The organism is Pseudomonas sp. QC2, from assembly GCF_002859085.1.
In the GTDB taxonomy this organism is placed as follows: Bacteria; Pseudomonadota; Gammaproteobacteria; order Pseudomonadales; family Pseudomonadaceae; genus Aquipseudomonas; species Aquipseudomonas petroselini.
The window spans coordinates 67,423-85,792 of the sequence record NZ_PKKS01000021.1; the positions used below are offsets into that span (position 1 = coordinate 67,423).

19 protein-coding genes are annotated in these 18,370 nt (G+C 61.4%); 4 read left to right on the top strand and 15 right to left on the bottom strand.

The annotated features are described in order from the left end of the window. Positions 1–67: 67 nt before the first annotated feature. The gene (locus QCBJ_RS19435; RefSeq protein WP_256581530.1) at positions 68–460 is read left to right on the top strand and encodes a hypothetical protein; all 393 of its coding nucleotides are present in this window, start codon (positions 68–70) and stop codon (positions 458–460) included. Positions 461–520: 60 nt separating this feature from the next. Here the strand turns inward: QCBJ_RS19435 and QCBJ_RS19440 are convergent, their stop codons facing one another. From QCBJ_RS19440 to QCBJ_RS19470, 7 genes are all read right to left on the bottom strand, one after another. Then, positions 521–946, bottom strand: coding sequence for a hypothetical protein (locus tag QCBJ_RS19440; protein WP_043205425.1), 426 nt, complete (start codon positions 944–946; stop codon positions 521–523). A gap of 77 nt (positions 947–1,023) precedes the next feature. After that, positions 1,024–1,311 carry a hypothetical protein gene (locus QCBJ_RS19445; RefSeq protein ID WP_043205424.1) on the bottom strand — a complete coding sequence of 96 codons (288 nt, stop codon included), beginning with the start codon at positions 1,309–1,311 and terminating at the stop codon, positions 1,024–1,026. A 47-nt stretch (positions 1,312–1,358) separates the two neighbouring features. Next, positions 1,359–1,715, bottom strand: coding sequence for a VOC family protein (locus tag QCBJ_RS19450; RefSeq protein ID WP_046036163.1), 357 nt, complete (start codon positions 1,713–1,715; stop codon positions 1,359–1,361). Between the two features lie 168 nt (positions 1,716–1,883). Then, the gene (locus QCBJ_RS19455; RefSeq protein WP_093546816.1) at positions 1,884–2,336 is read right to left on the bottom strand and encodes a thiol-disulfide oxidoreductase DCC family protein; all 453 of its coding nucleotides are present in this window, start codon (positions 2,334–2,336) and stop codon (positions 1,884–1,886) included. A gap of 130 nt (positions 2,337–2,466) precedes the next feature. Continuing rightward, a complete protein-coding gene (locus tag QCBJ_RS19460) occupies positions 2,467–3,804 on the bottom strand; it encodes an MFS transporter (RefSeq protein WP_012724540.1) in 1,338 nt (445 codons plus the stop codon). Positions 3,805–3,953: 149 nt separating this feature from the next. Beyond that, positions 3,954–4,889, bottom strand: coding sequence for a DMT family transporter (locus QCBJ_RS19465; RefSeq protein ID WP_102061371.1), 936 nt, complete (start codon positions 4,887–4,889; stop codon positions 3,954–3,956). A gap of 269 nt (positions 4,890–5,158) precedes the next feature. Beyond that, on the bottom strand, positions 5,159–6,034 hold the full coding sequence (locus QCBJ_RS19470) for a LysR family transcriptional regulator (RefSeq protein WP_064053463.1): 876 nt from the start codon (positions 6,032–6,034) through the stop codon (positions 5,159–5,161). A 260-nt stretch (positions 6,035–6,294) separates the two neighbouring features. Here QCBJ_RS19470 and QCBJ_RS19475 point away from each other — a divergent pair, with 260 nt between their 5' ends. Then, complete coding sequence (locus QCBJ_RS19475; RefSeq protein WP_102061372.1) at positions 6,295–7,164, top strand: NmrA family NAD(P)-binding protein; 870 nt, start codon at positions 6,295–6,297, stop codon at positions 7,162–7,164. Positions 7,165–7,177: 13 nt separating this feature from the next. Here the strand turns inward: QCBJ_RS19475 and QCBJ_RS30565 are convergent, their stop codons facing one another. From QCBJ_RS30565 to QCBJ_RS19490, 3 genes are all read right to left on the bottom strand, one after another. Continuing rightward, entirely contained in the window at positions 7,178–8,674 is a 1,497-nt protein-coding gene (locus QCBJ_RS30565) for a methyl-accepting chemotaxis protein (RefSeq protein ID WP_046036159.1), read from the bottom strand. Positions 8,675–8,853: 179 nt separating this feature from the next. Continuing rightward, positions 8,854–11,016 carry a TonB-dependent siderophore receptor gene (locus QCBJ_RS19485; RefSeq protein WP_102061373.1) on the bottom strand — a complete coding sequence of 721 codons (2,163 nt, stop codon included), beginning with the start codon at positions 11,014–11,016 and terminating at the stop codon, positions 8,854–8,856. 172 nt (positions 11,017–11,188) lie between these two features. Further along, positions 11,189–11,680, bottom strand: coding sequence for an Lrp/AsnC family transcriptional regulator (locus tag QCBJ_RS19490; protein WP_012724534.1), 492 nt, complete (start codon positions 11,678–11,680; stop codon positions 11,189–11,191). 121 nt (positions 11,681–11,801) lie between these two features. Between QCBJ_RS19490 and QCBJ_RS19495 the strand changes: the two genes are divergently transcribed. Beyond that, positions 11,802–12,836, top strand: coding sequence for a histone deacetylase family protein (locus QCBJ_RS19495; RefSeq protein ID WP_102061374.1), 1,035 nt, complete (start codon positions 11,802–11,804; stop codon positions 12,834–12,836). Between the two features lie 58 nt (positions 12,837–12,894). Continuing rightward, complete coding sequence (locus QCBJ_RS19500) at positions 12,895–14,322, top strand: amino acid permease (protein ID WP_046036156.1); 1,428 nt, start codon at positions 12,895–12,897, stop codon at positions 14,320–14,322. A 102-nt stretch (positions 14,323–14,424) separates the two neighbouring features. On the opposite strand, the gene QCBJ_RS19505 is transcribed toward QCBJ_RS19500, so the two are convergent. From QCBJ_RS19505 to QCBJ_RS19525, 5 genes are all read right to left on the bottom strand, one after another. Then, positions 14,425–15,186, bottom strand: a complete 762-nt coding sequence (locus tag QCBJ_RS19505; protein ID WP_046036155.1) for a PIG-L deacetylase family protein — start codon at positions 15,184–15,186, stop codon at positions 14,425–14,427. A gap of 177 nt (positions 15,187–15,363) precedes the next feature. After that, complete coding sequence (locus QCBJ_RS19510) at positions 15,364–16,023, bottom strand: glycosyltransferase family 2 protein (RefSeq protein ID WP_012724530.1); 660 nt, start codon at positions 16,021–16,023, stop codon at positions 15,364–15,366. Then, entirely contained in the window at positions 16,020–16,619 is a 600-nt protein-coding gene (locus QCBJ_RS19515) for an SAM-dependent methyltransferase (RefSeq protein WP_012724529.1), read from the bottom strand. The genes QCBJ_RS19510 and QCBJ_RS19515 overlap by 4 nt, the downstream gene beginning before the upstream one ends. Next, positions 16,616–17,374, bottom strand: coding sequence for a PIG-L deacetylase family protein (locus QCBJ_RS19520; RefSeq protein WP_102061375.1), 759 nt, complete (start codon positions 17,372–17,374; stop codon positions 16,616–16,618). Before QCBJ_RS19520 ends, QCBJ_RS19515 begins: the two co-directional genes overlap by 4 nt. Next, the gene (locus QCBJ_RS19525) at positions 17,371–18,369 is read right to left on the bottom strand and encodes an acyl-CoA dehydrogenase family protein (protein WP_093546836.1); all 999 of its coding nucleotides are present in this window, start codon (positions 18,367–18,369) and stop codon (positions 17,371–17,373) included. Before QCBJ_RS19525 ends, QCBJ_RS19520 begins: the two co-directional genes overlap by 4 nt. Position 18,370: the final 1 nt, after the last annotated feature.

The following is an 18,370-nucleotide window of genomic DNA, read 5'->3' on the forward strand; positions in this document are numbered from 1 at the left end:
CTTAACTCAATTTAATTTTGTCGAGCCCTATAATGAGCTTTATGCTCAAGTTCATGACAGATCGCTTTTGGCCGAAAGCAGTCCATCAGAAAAACTCATATTGATCATCATCGGGCTTGCCCGCCGCTCCTATCACTACGGGCCTGAAACTATCGCGAAGTGCGCACCCGATATCCTCAGGGCCGCCATTCCAAAGGCTGAGTCGTTCTGGAACGCAGCGCGTTCGATCACCGACCTGCGTGGCGCTTTCGAGCTTGTCAGGCAGCATCTGTCGACAGGCGGGCTGGGTTTCTACAACTACACGCAGCATCCGCTTGCCTACGCCTTTGTATTGGCCATGAACGGCAAGCCCGACGCGGCTGAAGAGGAGCTCCGACGCTATCATGCGCGTCTTTCAGAGGCCGCCCAGAGGAAGCTTCGTAAGCTGTTCGTGGAGGCCGGCGGTTATCCTGGTCAGTGATGAGCACGGCCAGGTTCGAGGGTGTCGATGTAAAACAACCGGCCCCGCGCTAGTCGTCGATTAACGCTTCAGGGCCTCACACTGGTTACGTAAGTTGCTGTCTCGAATATTCCCGCAGCTTTGACCGTTGATCGTGGCATTGCAGTAAGCGCGTTGATTGTCGTCACTGATGTTGCCGCAACTTTGCCCGTTCATTTCAGCATTGCAGGTGGCCCGCAGGTTATCGTCGCGGATGTTGCCGCAGCTTTGTCCGTTGATTTTGGCATTGCAATAGGCGCGTTGATTGTCGTCACTAATGTTGCCGCAACTTTGCCCGTTCATTTCAGCATTGCAGGTGGCCCGCAGGTTATCGTCGCGAATGTTGCTGCAGCTTTGTCCGTTGATTTTGGCATTGCAATAGGCGCGTTGATTGTCGTCACTGATGTTGCCGCAACCGGCGTAGGCGTACCCACTCAACATCAATAGCAACGCAAATATGACTCTCATCGTTCTCTCCATAGCGGGCAGGAAATAGCTTGGCCGCTGACTGATCCAAAAAAGATCGTGATGCATCAGTGAGCCGGTCAGGTTTTCAACTGGTTGAATAGCTGTTGCAGAAACACATCACCTGCCGCTGATTCTGAAAGTAAATAGTGCCCAAACCAAATATCCCAGCCAGCGGCGAGGCTAAACTCAGCGCAATGGAAGCTTGGGTGAATTGTCGTGTCAAGGCCGACGACGGGCGATCCCACCTGTCGGAACCCATGGTGTTTGACTAAGGTGTCGACCAGCGAAAGCCAATAAGCGTCAGGCAATTCGTTGAGGCCCAGGGTTAGATGACCATTGGCTGCGGTGTGAAGAGCTGGGTGCATGGCGGACCCTTCAATCGGCTGTCGATATTGATCACGCGTTCCCAAGCCTACTGCTGCACCGTCCAGACCGCCAATTCATACCCATCCAGGTCCGTAAAGTGAAACCGACTTCCACCCGGGAACGTAAACGTCTCGCGGGTGATAACGGCACCCAGGGCTTTGAGTCTCTGTTGCGTATCATCGAGATCATCCGCATACAAAATCACCAGCGGTCCCCCCGGTCTAACGGGCTCCCCGGTGGTGAAGCCTCCGCTCAGGCGGCCGTCGCTGAATTCGGTGTAACTGGGGCCATAGTCGACGAATGTCCAGCCGAATGCGCCGCCGTAGAAGGCTTTGCTACGGGCAATATCGCCCACGTTGAATTCGATGTTGTCGATTTGTCGGTCTTTGCCGCGAATACTCATGCCTGTCTCCTTGGCTGATGTTCGGAGTCGCGAGTGTAACGTAAGCAAACGCCGTCATGAACGTGAGCGTCCGGGTGCGCCCAAAATGCCTATGATGCAGTCGGAAACAGAATCAAGGGAGGAAATACAGTGGCGTTTGATGAGGTGCTTGACCGGCTGCGCAGTGGTTCATAGCCGGCCTTTCAGAAAGCGCTGATCATGATCCGGATGTGGCAACAGGCAGCTGTCGTACTTCCCAAAAAGTCGATAGCGATTGCGCGCCACGCGGTCGTAAGCCCAATCCCGCAGCCCGCGCGGGATAAAACGCAACAGCAGCAATGCACGCCACGTGGCAGGCAGTTGCGCAATGATTTCGAACACCGCGTCTGAACGCACCCAATAGTGACGGTCGCGAATGACCGCCAGGGTGTCGAACTGATCCAGGGGCAAACCCGCCCAGGCCAGCAACGCCTGGCCCTCGGGAGATTGCACTGCCGCCAACCGTACGCGCCGCGGGTGGTCATGGCGAATCAGGAACCTTGCCCAACCGTTGCACAGCTTGCACACGCCGTCGAACAACACCACGGTCTCGCCGGGGTTGAGCAAAGGCGCCGGGGCAGGGCGGGTTTGGCAGACTGGCATCGGCGTGGGTCCAGACGGGTCGGATGGCTGTCGATCATACCTGTGTTCGGGAACTGCTGTGCGGCGGCACTGCTGGCATTTTCTGCGCCTGACCCACCGCTATCGCAGCCTCGCGCCTATAGGTATGAACCTAACGCGACAGCGACAGTGCCGCGCCTTTTTCCTCCGTGCCTACGTCGTGCAGGGAAATCCTCGACGTTTCCGGCAACGCCAAACCCCCCGCCAGTGCGAGCAATGCCACCGCTATCAGATAAAACGCCGGTGACAGGTTGCTGCCCGTGGTGCTGATCAGCCACGTCGCTATCAGCGGCGCGGTACCGCCGAAGATCGTGTACGCCATGTTGTAAGTGATTGCCGAGGCGGTGTACCGCGTGCGTGTCGGGAAGGTCTCCGACAGCAGCGCCGCCGTGACCACGCCGCACAACACGGCGCCCACCGCCAGCAACATGACGCCGACAATGGACGCTGCAAACGAGCCGGAACTGGCCATCAGGAACGATGGGTACACCACCACAATCAACAACACGCACGCGGTCATCACCGTGACCCGACGCCCCACCCGGTCCGAATACAACCCCGCCAGCGGGCAAATCGCCGCAGCGAAGATCAGCGCGATCAGCGACACCAGCAACGCCATCGCCCGACTCAGCCCGCCCGCCACTTGCAGATAGGTCGCGAAGTAGGTGGTGAACATATAAAACGACAGCGCCGTCAGTGACACAAAAGCGCCCAGGCAGCAGATCGCCGCACCATGGTTGCGCAAGGTTTCCTTGAGTGGCGAGTGGGCGACCGCATGCTCCTGCTTCACTGCCTGGAAGGCCGGCGTCTCATCCAGCTTCCAACGCAGGTAAAGCCCCACCAGCCCGAGCGGCGCGGCGATCAGGAACGGCAGGCGCCAGCCCCAGTTGCCCATCGCCTCGGCCGATAACGATGCTTCAAGGGCGTACGCCACCACGGCGGCGGCGGCGAAGGCGGAAAATGTCGACACGGGCACGAAGCTGCCGTACCAGGCGCGCTTGTCACTGGGTGCGTGTTCCATCAGGTACGCACAGGCCCCGGCATATTCGCCCCCGGCGGAGAAGCCTTGGGCGCAACGGATCAGCGACAACAGAATCGGCGCCGCGACACCGATGGCGGCGTAGGTGGGGAGCAGGCCGATCAAGGTGGTGGCGCCGGCCATCAGCAGGATCGTCATGGCCAGGGTACGTTTGCGCCCGATGCGGTCGCCGAGCATGCCGAAGAAAATCCCGCCCAAGGGCCGGAAGGCGAAGGCGACGGCGAACACCGCGAAGGTTTTGAGCAACGCCGCACTGGCGTCGCCGCTGGGGAAGAATTGTTGGGCGATAGTGGTGGCGAGGAAACCGTAGACGGCGAAGTCAAACCACTCGACGAAGTTGCCGATGCCGGCGGCGATGATGACCTTGCGCAGGGTTTGGGGGCTTACCTGTTCGGTGGAGGGGCTCGTCATGGGGAAGGCCTCGGAAGGGGTCGGGGATGCTGGATTATCCGGGGAAGGCGGGTGGGCGGCCGGGCTCAAAAGAGTCGTCCGCATAGCCAGTAGCGACTGGGTGGGAGTGAAGGAGCAGGAATTGGGCCAGGTCAGGCGGGGATTTATCGCTAGCGGGCAGATTTGCGGTAAGTCAGCAGCACAATTCCGGTCACCACGATGACGCCGCCGAGCATCTGCCCGGCGTTGAGCATTTGATCGAGCACGATCCAGCCCATCAACAACGTCGCCAGCGGCTCAATGTTCATGACCGGCGCATTGCGCGGCATGTCCAGGCGTGGGACCGACATGAACAGCACGATAAAACCGGTGCCATACAGCACCACCAACGTCGCGAGCGCCAGCCAGCCGGTACTGCTTGCCGGTGGGTTCAGGCCGCCCGGAAGGGCACCGCTGAGGCCCGCTAGGTTGACGCTGCTGAACACGATGAAGATCGTCAGCAGGCTGCGCACTGAGCCGCGAACCTGGGACAACTTGTGATCGGTGATCCACAGCGCGCAGGCGAACACGAAGGCGGCGCAGAATGCCAGGCTGACGCCGATCAGCCATTGCGGGCCGATCTCGGCACTGCTTGAGAGGCGGCCGGGTACGTCCAGGACAAACACCAGGCCGACCAGAATCAAGCCCATCAGCAAGGCGGTGCGCGCCGTCGGGCGTGGGCCGCCGAATGCCCAGGTGAGCAGGGCGAGCAAGATCGGGAACACGTTGCCCACCAGCAACGCCAGCGCCACCGGCACGCGGGCGACGGCGGAGTAGAGGCACAGGCTTTGGGTGGCGATAAGCAGTCCCAGCAGCACTTGCCAGCGCCATGCCCCGGCCGGCAGGCGCAGGTTTTGGCGTTGCCACAGCACCAGCACGGCCAGCACCAGCAAGGTGCCGCCCGAACGCATCAGAATAGCCAGCAACACACCGGCGCCATCATCGAAGGCTACGCGCGCCGCAATGTGGTTGCCGGCGAAGGCACAGCCCATGCACAGCAGAATCAACACGGCGATGGGGCGGGAGAAGGGGGCGGGTGTGGTTTGCGTGGCGGCAAGGGCAGTCATGAGAGGGCTCGAACAGTGGGCACCATCTTCGAGGATGGCGATTTATTGTTAGGTTGTCGTACAACTAGAGGGTGGGATTTGTAGCGCGTTTGAGGCGAAGGAGCAAGGGCATGCGTTTATATAACGGCTACCACTCTGAGTTTTTGCGGTTCGCCGAGCGTTTTCATTGAAGGGTGATTTTCGGCCCATGGCGAGCATTCACCCCGCTTTCGTCGGTGGTTGTCGTATGTCTACGGGCCAGACCACCCGCCCTCGGCGTTTAATCAGTCCTATCCCCTCAGAACAAGCGACATGTCTGAATAGTGATCACACATGAAGTCGACGAATGCGCGAACCTTCGGCGCCGCAAGCCGCCTGGAGGTGTGTAAGACCCAAAGCGCCGGCTCTACACCCGACACCGTTCCCCACTGAACCAACTCACCGCGGGCAAGCTGATTCCAGGCGATGGACTGTGGGATGAGCGCCGCACCGCCACCGGCGACAGCGGCATCGCGGACCATCAACAGCGAAGAGAACTGCATGGTCGGGACCGGCTCCAAGACCAACTGCCCGCCGTCAAGACGCCAGTGGGTGGGCTGGAAAGTCGACGTCACGATCGCGGGCACGGATCGGATCGCGCCGGGCATCGGCCTGAGCAGTTCAGGCGCCGCCACCACGATCAGCCGGTCCTTGGCGAAGCACCGTCCGACCAGGCTGCTGTCCGGGCTTGGGTTGATTCGAATGGCGACATCAAATTGTTCCTCCACCAGGTCCACCCGTCGATCTTCCGACACCACCTCGATAAACACCTCCGGATAGGCCGCACAGAACTCGGCGCCGATACGCCCCATTGCCAGCTGCGAGAACAGAATCGGGGCCGCGACCCGTAGACGTCCGCGCGGTGTTGAAACGCCTTCGCGTGCGGCGGTCATGGCGTCGGTCACTTCACTCAGCGGGCCTTCAGTTCGAGACATCAGCGCCTCACCGGCTTCGGTGAGTTTCAGGCCACGTGCGCTGCGCTCGATCAGCCTCACGCCCAGTTGTTCTTCAAGGTCGCTGATTCGGCGCGACAAGGTGGCTTTGGAAATACCGCTCGCGCGGCTGGCCTTGCCCAGCCCCGAATGGGTGGCGACGAGGGTGAAATCAATCAGCGCGTTCAGGTTCATGGGTGTTCCATATATGAAACGAGGTGTCTGGATTTTGTGGTCTTCGTTTTGGAAGTGCAACGAATTACTGTCTCGTCATCGGGACACGCCATGAGGCATTTCCAATGAGCAGTCTCCAACGGTGGTGGCGCAGGACGACGTCGTCAGCTTCTCCGACATCCCGATGCACTCGCACGCAATCGCACCGTTTCACGGACGGGCAAGGTTGTTGCGGATTTCACTCGCTGATCCACTCTAAACCCACTGCAGGAGTTACAAACATGAGCATTCTGGTTATTGGCGCCACGGGCACCCTTGGTTCACTGATCACTCAAGGCCTGGCTGGCGCGGGCGCCGAGGTCAAAGCCCTTGTGCGCCAAGCGGGCAAGCGGGAGTTTCCGGCCGGCGTCACTGAAGTTGTCGCAGACCTCACTGATGTCGCGTCGATGCGCATTGCGCTCGCGTCGGTGCGTACCCTGTTCCTGCTCAATGCCGTGACGCCCGACGAGGTCACTCAAGCCCTGATCACGCTGAACCTGGCGCGTGAGGCGGGTATCGAACGCATCGTTTATTTGTCGGTGATTCATGCCGACACATTCACCAATGTTCCGCACTTCACCGGCAAGCATACGGTTGAGCGCATGATCGAGCGCCTCGACATGCCTGTAACGGTCTTGCGTCCGGCTTACTTCATGCAAAACGACCGCCTGGTGCAACAGACCATTCAGGCCTACTCGGTATACCCGATGCCGATCGGCACGGCGGGCGTGTCGATGATTGACGCGCGCGATATCGCTGATGTCGCTGTCGCAGAGCTGTTGCGGCGCGACACAGCGCCCTCGGCGCTGGCTCGTGTAACGCTGGAGTTGGTTGGGCCGCAGGCGCTCACCGGTGCCTCCGTGGCGAAGACCTGGAGTGCGGCGCTAGGCCGCGAGATCGCCTACGGCGGGGATGACTTGGCCGCATTCGAAGCACAGCTGGCTTCGTACGGCCCTAGCTGGCTGGCGTATGACATGCGCCTGATGATGGCGGGTATCCAGACCTTTGGCATGCACGCCGTTGAAGGCACGGTCGAAATGCTTGAGGCCCTCATTGAACACCCGTTGCGCACCTACGAAGACTTCGTGCGCGAGGTCGTTGCCGAGGGTTGAGCCGCGCTAAAAATCATGGATGAAACCGTCGCCCCAGCGCATCCAACCGCACCGCAATCGGCGGCAACCGCTCACTGCTTCTGGCCAGGGTTTCGACATCGTCGGCGGTGTTTTGCGCAATGCTTTGCACCGACTGCAGCCGGCCGACAATCTCCAGGTTTGCCGAGGTTTGCTCGCGTGTGGTGGTCACGATCCGGCCATTCAGGTCGTCGATGTGCGCGATGTCATTGCCCACCGCGCGCAACATTTCGACCGCTACCTGGCTGTCTTCCACGCACCGCTCCACGCCTTGGCGGCTGTCGTGCATGGCTTCGACGGCTTGGCGGCTGCCGTGCTGTAAACCCTCGATGATGGTTTTGATTTCCTGGGTGGACACCGCTGTGCGTTGCGCCAGGCTGCGGACTTCGTCGGCGACCACCGCAAAACCACGGCCTTGCTCGCCGGCACGGGCGGCCTCGATGGCAGCGTTGAGGGCGAGCAGGTTGGTTTGGTTGGCGATGCTGCTGATGACTTCGAGCACAGTGCCGATCTGCTCGGCCTGCACGGCCAGGCCTTGTACCGTCTCATGCGTGCCGTTGAGGCGTGAGGCCAACTGGGTGATTTCCTGCTGGGCACGGCCCACGCTTTCCTGGCCGCGCAGGATCTGTTGGCTGGCCTTGCCGGCGTGATCCACCGCTTGCTCCACGTGCACGGCGATGTGGCCCATGGCGTCTTCCATGCGCTGCATCGAGCCGGTCATCTGGGTGATTTCCGCCAATTGGTGCCGTGCGCCTTTTTCCAGGGTGCCGCTGGCGCTGGCCAGTTCCTGGCCGAGTTGGCCGAGGCCATGGGAGTCACGGGCGACGCCGTCGATCAGGCCGGTAAGCTGCTGCAGGAAGTGGTCGAAACGCTTGGCGAGGGAGACGTGCACCTTGCCCGCGTCACCTTCGGCGGTTTCGACCGTCAGCTGGGAAGTAACCGCCAGCATTTTTTCCAGCATCTCCTGGCTCTCGACCGCTTCGGCCTGGCTGTGCACGGCCAGGTAGAGGAGGGCGACGGTTTCCATCACGACATAGAACGCATGGACAAACACCATGGCCCAGCCGCCGTGATGATCCATCACGAATACCGGGAAGCCTTGATGTTGCAGCGCATGGAACACCACGTGGTGCACGGCGATCGTGGCCGCTGCGACCAGGATCGGCAGCCAGTCGCGATAAAACGTCAGCACGGCCAACAGTGCGAAGATCCCGAAGTGCGCTTCGATCACGCCCTGCGCCTGGTTGATATGCAGCGCCGCCATGACCATCAAGCCCGCGCCGAGGGCGCAACGCATCACACGGGTGCCACCGATGGCGCGGTAGAGCGCGGTCAGCACCACGCTGGTGCCGCCGCCGACGATGGCCGCTTGAATCAAAGTGTCATGCCAGAACGCCAGGCCCAGTGAGAACAGGAACATCAGCCAGATCAGCGCCAGCATGATGCGGTCGGCCTTGCGGTAGTGCTCGAAAAAACGCGTGCGGATGGGCATTCACACTTACTCCATGTGGTCTGGCCGAAACAAAACGAGGGGCAGGGTGGCGCGAATTGGGTGTGCTTGGTTTTTATTGGATTGAGCGATGCCAAACGGTTATCGGCAACAGGAGGAGGGACTTGAGGAGGGAGTTGAGGAGCGGCTACCCGGGTGGGTAGCCGTTTATCGGGTTGCGATCAGAAGCTGTATTTGGCGGTCAGCATCATGTTGCGCGGGTTGCCGTATGCGTCACCGCCATAGCTCACGGAGTTGGCGATGGTCGAGTAGTAACGGCGATCAAAGATATTGTTGGCGTTGACCTGCAGGTCGAGGTGGTCGTTGACCCTGTAGCCGGCCATCAGGTCGGTGACGGCGTAGGCGCCTTGCTTGAGACGGTAGCTGCCGCCATTGGCCAACTCGAGGTCGTTGTACATCCGGCTTTGCCAAGAGAGGTTACCGCCTACGCGGAGTTTTTCCAGGGGACCCTGGAAGCGATAGCTGGTGGTCAGTTTGAACAGGTGCTCGGGGGTGTCGGTGTCGAACTGCTTGTTGACGTTCTGGGGGTTCGCTTCGTCCTTGATGGTGTGTGTACGGGCGTAGGTGTAGCCACCGCCGACCTGCCAATTCTCAGTGAGCGCGCCTTGCAGTTCGAAGTCGATACCCTGGCTGCGGATCTCGCCCGAAGCGTTACTGCAGGAGGCTTGTGGGCAGTTTGCAACGACCACCTCCACGGCACGGTTTTCCTGATCGACGCGGAACAGCGCGACACTCGCATTCAGCGCGCCACCGAGGTATTCGCCCTTGATGCCAACCTCATAGTTCTTGCCGACGATCGGCTTGACCGGGGTACCGGACGTGTCCTTTGCACTCTGCGGCGTGAAGATGTCGCTGTAGCTGACATACACCGAGTGGTGGTCGTCCAGCTCGTAGATCAGGCCTGCGTAGCGGGTGAGGTTGCGGGTGACCTTATAGTCGCCATCGTTGCTGCCATGGGCGTCGTAGTCATACCAATCCAGACGTCCGCCGAGGATCAGCTTCAACGGGTCGGCCAGGCTCAGGCGTGTGGTCAGGTAGACCCCGTCCTGGGTGGTGACGTCGCGGTCGTTGGTGGTATGGACGAAGTCCGGTTTGCCGGCGGTGAGCGGCCAGTTGAGGTTGTACGGGCTGTAGTTGTGGGTGGTCATGTCGTAGATGCGCCGGCTGGCGCCCACCACCAGTTCGTGAGTACGTCCAAACGCTTGGAAGGGGCCGCTGGCAAAGGCGTCGACGCCGGCCTGGTTTTCGTCGTAGGACGCTTGGTAGACCGTGCGAGCCAGGGTGTTGCTGACCCAGCGTGACTGGTAGGAACCCGAGAACAACGCGTTCTGCTCAGCGTAGTTGGCGTTGACCTGCAGGCTCCAGTCGTTGGCCAGGCGTTGACGCAGTTCGGCGAATACCGTGTTGATTTCCTGGTCCTTGTTTTCCCAAGGGGTGCCGGGGTTGTAGGACCGCGAATAGTTCAGGTGATGGCCATCCTGGCCGACCATCGACGCGCCCCAGAAGTAATTGGTTTTGTCTTTCTGATTGGAGAAACCGAGGGTCAGGGTGGTGTCCTCGCTCAGGTCAGCTTCGGTGACGGCATAGAACAGGCCGTGATATTCCTCGGCGTTGTCGATGAAACTGTTGGCGTCCCGGTAAGAGGTGACGACGCGGCCGCGCCATGTGCCGCTGTCATTAAGCGGGCTGGAGGCGTCGAGCTCGCCACGGTAGTCGTCCCAGCTGCCGGCGGCGCCGGTCAGGGTGACTTTCTGCTCGTCCAGCGGGCGCTTGCGGACCAGGTTGATGGCGGCGGAAGGGTTACCCGCGCCGGTCACCAGGCCAGTGGCGCCGCGTACCACTTCGACGCGATCGAACATCGCCAGGTTCGGCTGGGCGCCCACCGAAACGCCGTTATAGCCGGTCGGGATGCCGTCGTACATCAGGTTGTCGACGTCAAAACCGCGTGCAGTGTAGGACTGCCGGCCAGGGCCGTTGGAGAAGTTCAGGAACAACCCCGGCGTGGCCTTGACCACGTCGTTGATGCTGGTCATCGCCTGGTCGTCCATACGCTGGCGCGTAATCACGGTGACGGCCTGCGGGGTTTCACGCATGGTTAATGGCAGTTTGGTCGCGGTTTTCATTGCGCCGGTGGTGTAGGACTGCGTGCCTTCGGTGGTTTGGCCCAGTTGCTCTTCGCCGGAGATTTGCGTTGCACCCAGTTCAAGGGTGGTGGCCGGCGCTTCGGTCTCGGCGGCGAAGGCCGCGTGTGAAGCAGCAAGACAGACCGCCAACGCCATCAAACTGGGTGAAAAACCTTTGCCGCCGTGTTGTTGCACAGACATGGAACTGACTCTCCCCGAATGCCGTCCCTGGCGAATAATAAAGATGTTGATAATTATTCGCATCAGTTTGTCAGATTGAGTCTGTAGGAAAAAGCCTTAGGGGAGAATTAGTTAACGAATTTTTCACATCTGGGTGGCGGCATTTAGCCACACCGCCCCCCCTGTATACCCCTCATTCACGCTTTGAAATGGCCACGCGACTCGTCGCCTTGACCTCCCTCAGCGCCAGGCTCGACTGAATTGACGCAATCCCTAACTGGCGCCGCAACACGCTCTCGACAAACTCGCTGTAGCTGTCCAGATCCTCTGCCAGCACCTGCAACAGGTAATCGGCATCGCCGGTGATCTTATGGCACGACAACACCTGCGGCAGCTCCCTCATCACCGCCTCGAAGGCGTCGGGCGCATGGTCGGTATGGATCGCGAAACGCACATGCACGAAAGCCAGGATATCCAGCCCGAGCATCTTGCGATCCAGGTTGGCCTGGTAGTCCTTGATCACGCCTTCTTCTTCCAGGCGTTTGCGGCGGCGCCAGCAGGGTGTGAGGCTCAGGGATAGCCGCTCACTCAATTGCGCGTTGGAAATACTGGCGTCTGCTTGCAGCAGGGCGAGGATGGCGAGATCGGTGTCATCAAGAACGACCTGTTTGGTTTTATTTTTCATATAGGGCAGTCACAAGGGTAAAAACACCCGATAAAACTACCAGTGGCAGAAGTAAAAGCAAAGAAAGCCCGGCGTCGCCAGAACAAAATAGACCCTGTCTTTTACTGGCGGATGCCCACACATGTTGACTGTATTTAGTGAAGACCACCGTTTGCACCATGGCACCGAACTGAAGGACGGCGTGCTCAAGCCCTCGTTCGAGCAACCAAGCCGTGCCGACACCGTGCGTGACCGCGTCAGGCAGGTTGGCCTGGGCGATATCATCACGCCACGCCGCTTTGACCGGGCCTGTTATGTCGCCGCCCACAGCGAACTCTACGTCACGTTCCTTGAAACCGCCTGGGATGAATGGACCGCCATCGGCCGCAGTCATGACGCATTGCCCCTGGTGTGGCCAGTACGCGACCTGGCCAACCAACGGGTGCCGGACTTCATTGACGGCAAGCTGGGGTTCTTCGCCATGGACGCCGGTTCCCCGATCACCAGCACCACCTGGGAGGCGGTCAAGACCAGCGCGGACATCGCCCTGACCGGCCTGGCGCTGCTCGATGAGGGCCACTACAGCGCCTTCGCCCTGTGTCGCCCACCGGGCCATCACGCGGCCCGCGAATACATGGGCGGTTACTGCTACCTCAACAACGCCGCCATTGCCGCGCAGCACGCCATCACCCAAGGCGCCAAGCGCGTGGCCGTGCTGGATGTGGATTTTCACCATGGCAACGGCACGCAGAATATTTTCTACGACCGTCCGGACGTGATGTTCATCTCCCTGCACGGCGAACCGGCAGTGTCCTACCCGTATTTTTCCGGTGCCCGTGATGAGCGCGGCGCAGGTGCGGGGGAGGGCTTCAACCTGAATTACCCGTTGCCGAAAAACACCACCTGGGCCCACTACCAAACCGCCCTGATCGACGCTTGCGAGCAACTGCGCCGTTTTGCGCCCGAAGTGCTGGTGATCTCCCTTGGCGTCGACACCTTCAAGGACGACCCCATCAGCCATTTCCTTCTCGACAGCCAGGACTTCCTCGGCATGGGCGAAATCATCGCCAGCGTCGGCGTGCCCACGCTGTTCGTGATGGAAGGCGGCTACATGGTCGATGAGATCGGCATCAATGCCGTCAACGTCCTGCACGGTTTCGAAAGCAAATCCCAATAACAACACCCTGTCGTCTTTTCTTCTGCCAAAACTCAAAAACATAACAAGAGGTTTTGTGATGAAAACATCCACGTCCGGGCTTTATGAAAAGCCTGCGTTGCAACGCACCCTGAACAACCGCCATATCCAGTTGATGGCCATGGGCGGTGCGATCGGCACCGGCCTGTTCATGGGCTCCGGCAAGATCATCGCGCTGTCCGGCACCTCGATCATCCTGATCTACATGATCATCGGGCTGTTCGTGTATTTCGTGATGCGCGCCATGGGCGAGCTGCTGCTCTCCAACCTCAACTTCAAGAGCTTCGCCGACTTTGCCGGTGCGTACCTGGGGCCGCGTGCGGCGTTCTTTCTGGGCTGGTCGTACTGGCTGAGCTGGAGCGTGGCCGTGGTGGGGGATGCGGTGGTCGTGGGCGGGTTCTTCCAGTACTGGTTTCCCCATGTGCCGGCCTGGATGCCCGCCGTGGGCATGCTGCTCACGCTGTTCGCGTTGAACGTACTGACGGTCAAGCTGTTTGGCGAAGTGGAGTTCTGGTTCGCGATCATCAAGATCATCGCCGTGGTGACCTTGATCGGCGTCAGTGTGGTGCTGATCGCCAGTTCGTTTGTCTCGCCCACGGGCGTTACCGCATCGCTGACCCATTTGCTGGATAAACAGGCGGCCTTTCCCAATGGCCTGTTCGGCTTTTTTGCCGGGTTCCAGATGGCGATCTTTTCCTTCGCCGGCACCGAGCTGATCGGCACCGCCGCCGCCGAAACCCGTGCACCGGAGCGCACCTTACCGAAGGCGATCAACTCGATCCCGTTGCGTATCATCCTGTTCTACGTGCTGGCCCTGGCGTGCATCATCGCGGTGACTTCATGGCAGCAGGTCTCGCCAAGCAAGAGCCCGTTTGTGGAGTTGTTCCTGGTGGCAGGCTTCCCCGCCGCTGCGGGCATCGTCAATTTCGTGGTACTGACCTCGGCGGCATCCTCGGCCAACAGCGGGGTGTTTTCCGCCAGCCGCATGTTGTTCGGGTTGGCCGACCTGGGCGACGCACCGGGGATCTTCCGGCGCCTGTCGAGCAGCAGCGTGCCGTTTATCAGCCTGGCATTCACCACCTTGCTGATGCTCCTGGGGCTGGTGTTGCTGTTTGTGGTGCCGGAGGTGATGACCGCCTTCACCATCGTGTCGACGGTGTCGGCGATCCTGGTGATCTTTACCTGGTCGACCATCCTCGCGTCCTACATCGCCTACCGCAAAAAACGCCCGGACCTGCACGCCAAATCCCTCTACAAGATGCCCGGTGGTGTACCGATGGCCTGGTTTTCCCTGGCGTTTCTGCTGTTTGTACTCGGCCTGCTGGCGTTGCGGCCGGACACACGCCTGGCGCTGTATGTAATGCCGGCCTGGTTCATCTGGCTGGGAATTGCCTACCAGCTCTCGCGCTATCGGGGCGCCCATTGGATGAAGGCTGCCGACTCGGTCACAGGTGACCCGCGCCAATGATCGCCTTGGCAAGCACCTCGGGCCTTTGCGCGTGGGCCGATACACTCCAGCGTGGGGCAGGGCGCTACTGCCAGGACTGAACGGTGTAGACGAGTGGGGAGCCTACGTAAGCACGATCTCATACGGCTCGCGCATTCTTTCCAGTAACACCTGGGCCAGCATCGGTGGCAGGCCGATCTCCGGATCACCGGCCAATTGGCTGGCGTAGGCATGGGCGGCATGGAGTTTGCGCGCCACGCTCCAGGTGTCCAGGCGCACCTTGCGCGCGCGCTGCCAGGGGATGATCGCCCCTTCGCGGGCAGGCCAGTGCCAGGCCCAGATCGGCAGTTCGTACAGCTGCGCGCCGACCAGGCTGCAGGCCTTGGCGCTGGCACGGCCGACGGCGTCGTGGTCCTCATTGCCGTCATTGCGCCAGGTGCTGAACACCACATCACCCGGTTGCAGGTAGCGCGCAATGAAAGGGCTCAGCTGCGGTTCACGGGCGGCGAGGGCGTTATCGCAAAAGCCGCCGCGGATCCACTTCAGGCTGTGCAGTGGCATGCCCAGGCGGCGCAGGGCCTCGACACTTTCCTGGGGGCGGATCACGCTGAGGCGGCTGGCTGGCCACACGTTGGAACCTGGATGACTGGCGCTGCCGTCGGTGATGGAGATCAGTTGCAGCGGATGTTCCCGCATGCTGAGTAACTGCAGCAGGCCGCCGCAGGCCAATACTTCGTCGCCGGGATGAGGGGCGATAATCACCACGCGTGCGCCGCGCGGCACCAAAGCGGAAGGGGTAATGGGCGGGATTTGCGCCAGCTGTGGGGCGCTGTTCCAGATTTGAGCAGGGCCGCTACGGCCGTCGCTTAAGGAAGCAAGCTTCATGGGTGTCACATCCTTGTCGGTTGATGCTGGGTCGTGCCCCGTTGACGGGACGACGCTCTTTTATTCACCGCAGACTCCGCCGCGGTGATGGCATGGCACTCCACTCCAGGAATGCCAGCAAGGCGTCCTCAGCATAGACAAGGATTGCCGGGTTTCACATTTTGTAACGTCGTTTTTTTAAGTAGCGTGCATCAGGGTCTTCAAATAGTCGCCGAAACCGCCTTGTGCACGGGCGTCCAGGCGCGCACTGGTGATCACTTGCGGGGTGTGGCTCCACGCGATAGAGGCGCCGCACAACTCAAGGTTGCGCACCAATTGGACATCCTCATGGCACGGCAGGGGGTCGAAACCACCGGCGCGAATATAAGCGCCGGCGCTTACCCCCAGGTTGGCACCGTGGATGTGCCGGTGACCGTCCCGCGCCTCATAGCCTTGGTGATAGCGAATCTGCGCCGCCGGGTCGAAATCTTCACTCCAGGCATCCACCGTCACGGTGCCGCACACCGCGTCCACTCCCAGTGCCAGTTGGGCCACCAGCCAATCGGGCGCCACCCGGCTGTCGGCATCGGTGCAGGAGATCCAGCGCGCACCTTGATTGAGCAGATGACGTGCGCCCACACCCCGCACATGGCCCACATTGCGCGCCTGGGCTTCCAGGCACTGCACCGGGTAGGCCTGTGCAATCGCGGCACTGCCATCGCTGCAACTGTCGAGCACGACCAGGATAGTCACCGCTTCGCCCAACAGGCCAGGGTGGGCCGCGGCGATCAGTGCCGCTTTCAGGCAGTCGCCCAGCAACGCCTCTTCGTTATGTACCGGGATCAGAATGCCGATCATCGCAGGCCCTCAAGGGTAGCGACCGAGGTGCCATCGCAGCTCCACAGGTCGAGCAGAAAGTCATGTTCGTGATAGCTGGCCACCTGCGGCATCGCCAATCGTTGCTGCAGCAAGGCATGCACCTCTTCGGCGGTTTGCGGGCAGCCTGCGATAGGTGGACGCCAATGGCAGGCCAGTAACTGGCCGTCGGCGGTCAACGACGCGCGGGCGCGATCGATCAACCGGCAGAGGTCTTCGGCATCCAGGTAGTAGCACAACTCGCTCAGCACGATCAGCTCGAACCGGCCGGTGGGCCACTGCTCGGGCAAACGGCTCTGCTGCACCTCGGCATGGGGGAAGCCGAGCAAGCGACTGCGCGCAAGGGCCACGGCCGCCGAGGCAGTGTCGCAACACAACAGGCGATCACAGCGGGCGGCCAGCTCGAAACTCAGTTCGCCATTGGCGCAACCCGGTTCAAACACCGAGGCATAGCGAGGCCGCGTGAGCATGGCCAAGGTCATCGCGCGTTTGCGTCGTTCGTACCAGCGCTGGCGAAAGGCCCAGGGGTCGTCGTTTTCGGCGAACAGTTGGTCGAAGTAAGGCGTAGCCACACTCATACGAATACCACTTCAAAGGGTTGCAACAGGCGCTCCACCACATAGGGCGCGAGCACGGGCGCCAGGCCGATCTGCGGGTCGCCTTCCAGTTGGCTGGCGAACGCATGGATGGCGTGGCGCTTACGGGCCACGGCTTCGCAGGTCAGCGGGATCTTGCGCGCGCGGTGCCAGGGCACAAGGCTGTTTTCCGGGGTTGCCCAGTGCCAGGTCCACACCGGCAACTCATACAGGGTGGCGCCTACCGCCTGGGCAGCCTTGACGCTGGCACGGCCTACGGCCTCATGGTCGCAATGGCCGTCTTCGCGCCAGGTGGTGAACACCACATCGGTGGGCTTGAGGTAGCGCTGGATAAACGCGGCGAGTTCCGCTTCGCGAGCGGCCACCTGGCTGTCGGCAAACCCTGCGCGCAGCCATTTCAGGCTGTGCAGTGGCAAGCCGAGGCGATGCAGGGCCTGGGCAGACTCTTGAGGGCGCACCACGCTCAGGCGTTCCACCGACCAGCGCTGCGAACCGGGGTGACTGGCGCTGCCATCGGTCACCGAAATCAGCTGGATCGGCCGGCCCAGCGCCGCCAAACCCTGCATCAAACCGCCGCACCCCAGCACTTCATCATCCGGATGGGGCGCGATGATCACGGCACGATGCCCTTCGGGAACCAATTGTTCGACGCTGATGTGGGGCAGCTCGGCCATTTTCGCTGAGGCCTGCCAGTGATGCAGCGGCGTGCCCTGGCCCACAATCGGGTTGGGTTTCATAACTGCCACCTCCCTGTGGAGTCGCCTGCGACCAATGCTCCGAGGCCTGCCAAGTCGCGCTCGGCATGGCTCTGGCGCATGTACACCGGCAGGTCCGCCATCAATTGGGCAAAATGCGGGTCCTTGCAGAAAGGCCCCGCGCCGACCGCGCGGCCGACGTGGTGTGTCACTTGCTCAACAGTGTCTTCGATGCAGGCACGGGCCTGCTGGGCCAGTTCCCTGGCGTCGGCCTTGGGTGCGCGGTCGATCTGTTCGGCGCTGGCGCGCAGTACGCACGCAGCGCTGTTCAATACGCTGTCGACGGCGCCGAGGTGCGCGAGGGCGTGCGGCTCGGGACGCTTGCTGCAGTGTTCGCGCAAGACTTCCGCCAGCCGTTGCGCCGCGCCATACCAACAGGCGGCGATACCGATGCCGCCTTGCCAGAAACCGGGGCGGGCGAGGTAGTCACCCGGTCCACCGACGGCCAGCCCCCAGGCCCCGTCAAACACAATCTCCACACTGCCGGTGGCGGCCATGCCCACCGCGTTCCAGCCCTCGTCAGTGACGGTGATGCCGGGTTGATCCATGTGCACCGCCACCAACTGCTGCCGATCTTCTTCATCCCAGGCGGTCATCAACCCATGGCTCACCACCGCCGCGCCGGAGCACCAGGCTTTACGCCCTTGCACCCTGAGGCGATGACCCTCTTGCAGCACACGCACCTTGGCCGTTGGCGGCTCGGCCGCCCACATGCCCCATGTGCTGCCCAAGGGCGGCAAGGGGCTGTTGAGCTCGGCAATAATCGCCAAGGCATCGGTGTGGCCTTCGAACAGCTTGCACAGGCGCAGGTCATGGCCTGCCACCTGCGCCAAGCGGCTGAACCGCGCCAGTGTCTGGCCGCTGCCCGGCAAGGGCAGTTGGTCCAGGCCTTCCTCCTGAAGCGCCTTCAGGGCCGCGCCCAGGGCTTGCGTGTCCGCATAGCCCCGGTAGCCCTGAAGGAATCCATGCAAAGCCATC

What these genes read in the sequence shown, in the direction of transcription:
- QCBJ_RS19470 (WP_064053463.1), bottom strand. Translation starts at nt 6,034, where the DNA reads ATGAACCTGAACGCGCTGATTGATTTCACCCTCGTCGCCACCCATTCG.
- QCBJ_RS19485 (WP_102061373.1), bottom strand. Translation starts at nt 11,016, where the DNA reads ATGTCTGTGCAACAACACGGCGGCAAAGGTTTTTCACCCAGTTTGATG.
- QCBJ_RS19465 (WP_102061371.1), bottom strand. Translation starts at nt 4,889, where the DNA reads ATGACTGCCCTTGCCGCCACGCAAACCACACCCGCCCCCTTCTCCCGC.
- QCBJ_RS19500 (WP_046036156.1), top strand. Translation starts at nt 12,895, where the DNA reads ATGAAAACATCCACGTCCGGGCTTTATGAAAAGCCTGCGTTGCAACGC.
- QCBJ_RS19495 (WP_102061374.1), top strand. Translation starts at nt 11,802, where the DNA reads ATGTTGACTGTATTTAGTGAAGACCACCGTTTGCACCATGGCACCGAA.
- QCBJ_RS19510 (WP_012724530.1), bottom strand. Translation starts at nt 16,023, where the DNA reads ATGATCGGCATTCTGATCCCGGTACATAACGAAGAGGCGTTGCTGGGC.
- QCBJ_RS19450 (WP_046036163.1), bottom strand. Translation starts at nt 1,715, where the DNA reads ATGAGTATTCGCGGCAAAGACCGACAAATCGACAACATCGAATTCAAC.
- QCBJ_RS19520 (WP_102061375.1), bottom strand. Translation starts at nt 17,374, where the DNA reads ATGAAACCCAACCCGATTGTGGGCCAGGGCACGCCGCTGCATCACTGG.
- QCBJ_RS19455 (WP_093546816.1), bottom strand. Translation starts at nt 2,336, where the DNA reads ATGCCAGTCTGCCAAACCCGCCCTGCCCCGGCGCCTTTGCTCAACCCC.
- QCBJ_RS19505 (WP_046036155.1), bottom strand. Translation starts at nt 15,186, where the DNA reads ATGAAGCTTGCTTCCTTAAGCGACGGCCGTAGCGGCCCTGCTCAAATC.
- QCBJ_RS19525 (WP_093546836.1), bottom strand. Translation starts at nt 18,369, where the DNA reads ATGGCTTTGCATGGATTCCTTCAGGGCTACCGGGGCTATGCGGACACG.
- QCBJ_RS19460 (WP_012724540.1), bottom strand. Translation starts at nt 3,804, where the DNA reads ATGACGAGCCCCTCCACCGAACAGGTAAGCCCCCAAACCCTGCGCAAG.
- QCBJ_RS19515 (WP_012724529.1), bottom strand. Translation starts at nt 16,619, where the DNA reads ATGAGTGTGGCTACGCCTTACTTCGACCAACTGTTCGCCGAAAACGAC.
- QCBJ_RS19445 (WP_043205424.1), bottom strand. Translation starts at nt 1,311, where the DNA reads ATGCACCCAGCTCTTCACACCGCAGCCAATGGTCATCTAACCCTGGGC.
- QCBJ_RS19490 (WP_012724534.1), bottom strand. Translation starts at nt 11,680, where the DNA reads ATGAAAAATAAAACCAAACAGGTCGTTCTTGATGACACCGATCTCGCC.
- QCBJ_RS19440 (WP_043205425.1), bottom strand. Translation starts at nt 946, where the DNA reads ATGAGAGTCATATTTGCGTTGCTATTGATGTTGAGTGGGTACGCCTAC.
- QCBJ_RS19475 (WP_102061372.1), top strand. Translation starts at nt 6,295, where the DNA reads ATGAGCATTCTGGTTATTGGCGCCACGGGCACCCTTGGTTCACTGATC.
- QCBJ_RS30565 (WP_046036159.1), bottom strand. Translation starts at nt 8,674, where the DNA reads ATGCCCATCCGCACGCGTTTTTTCGAGCACTACCGCAAGGCCGACCGC.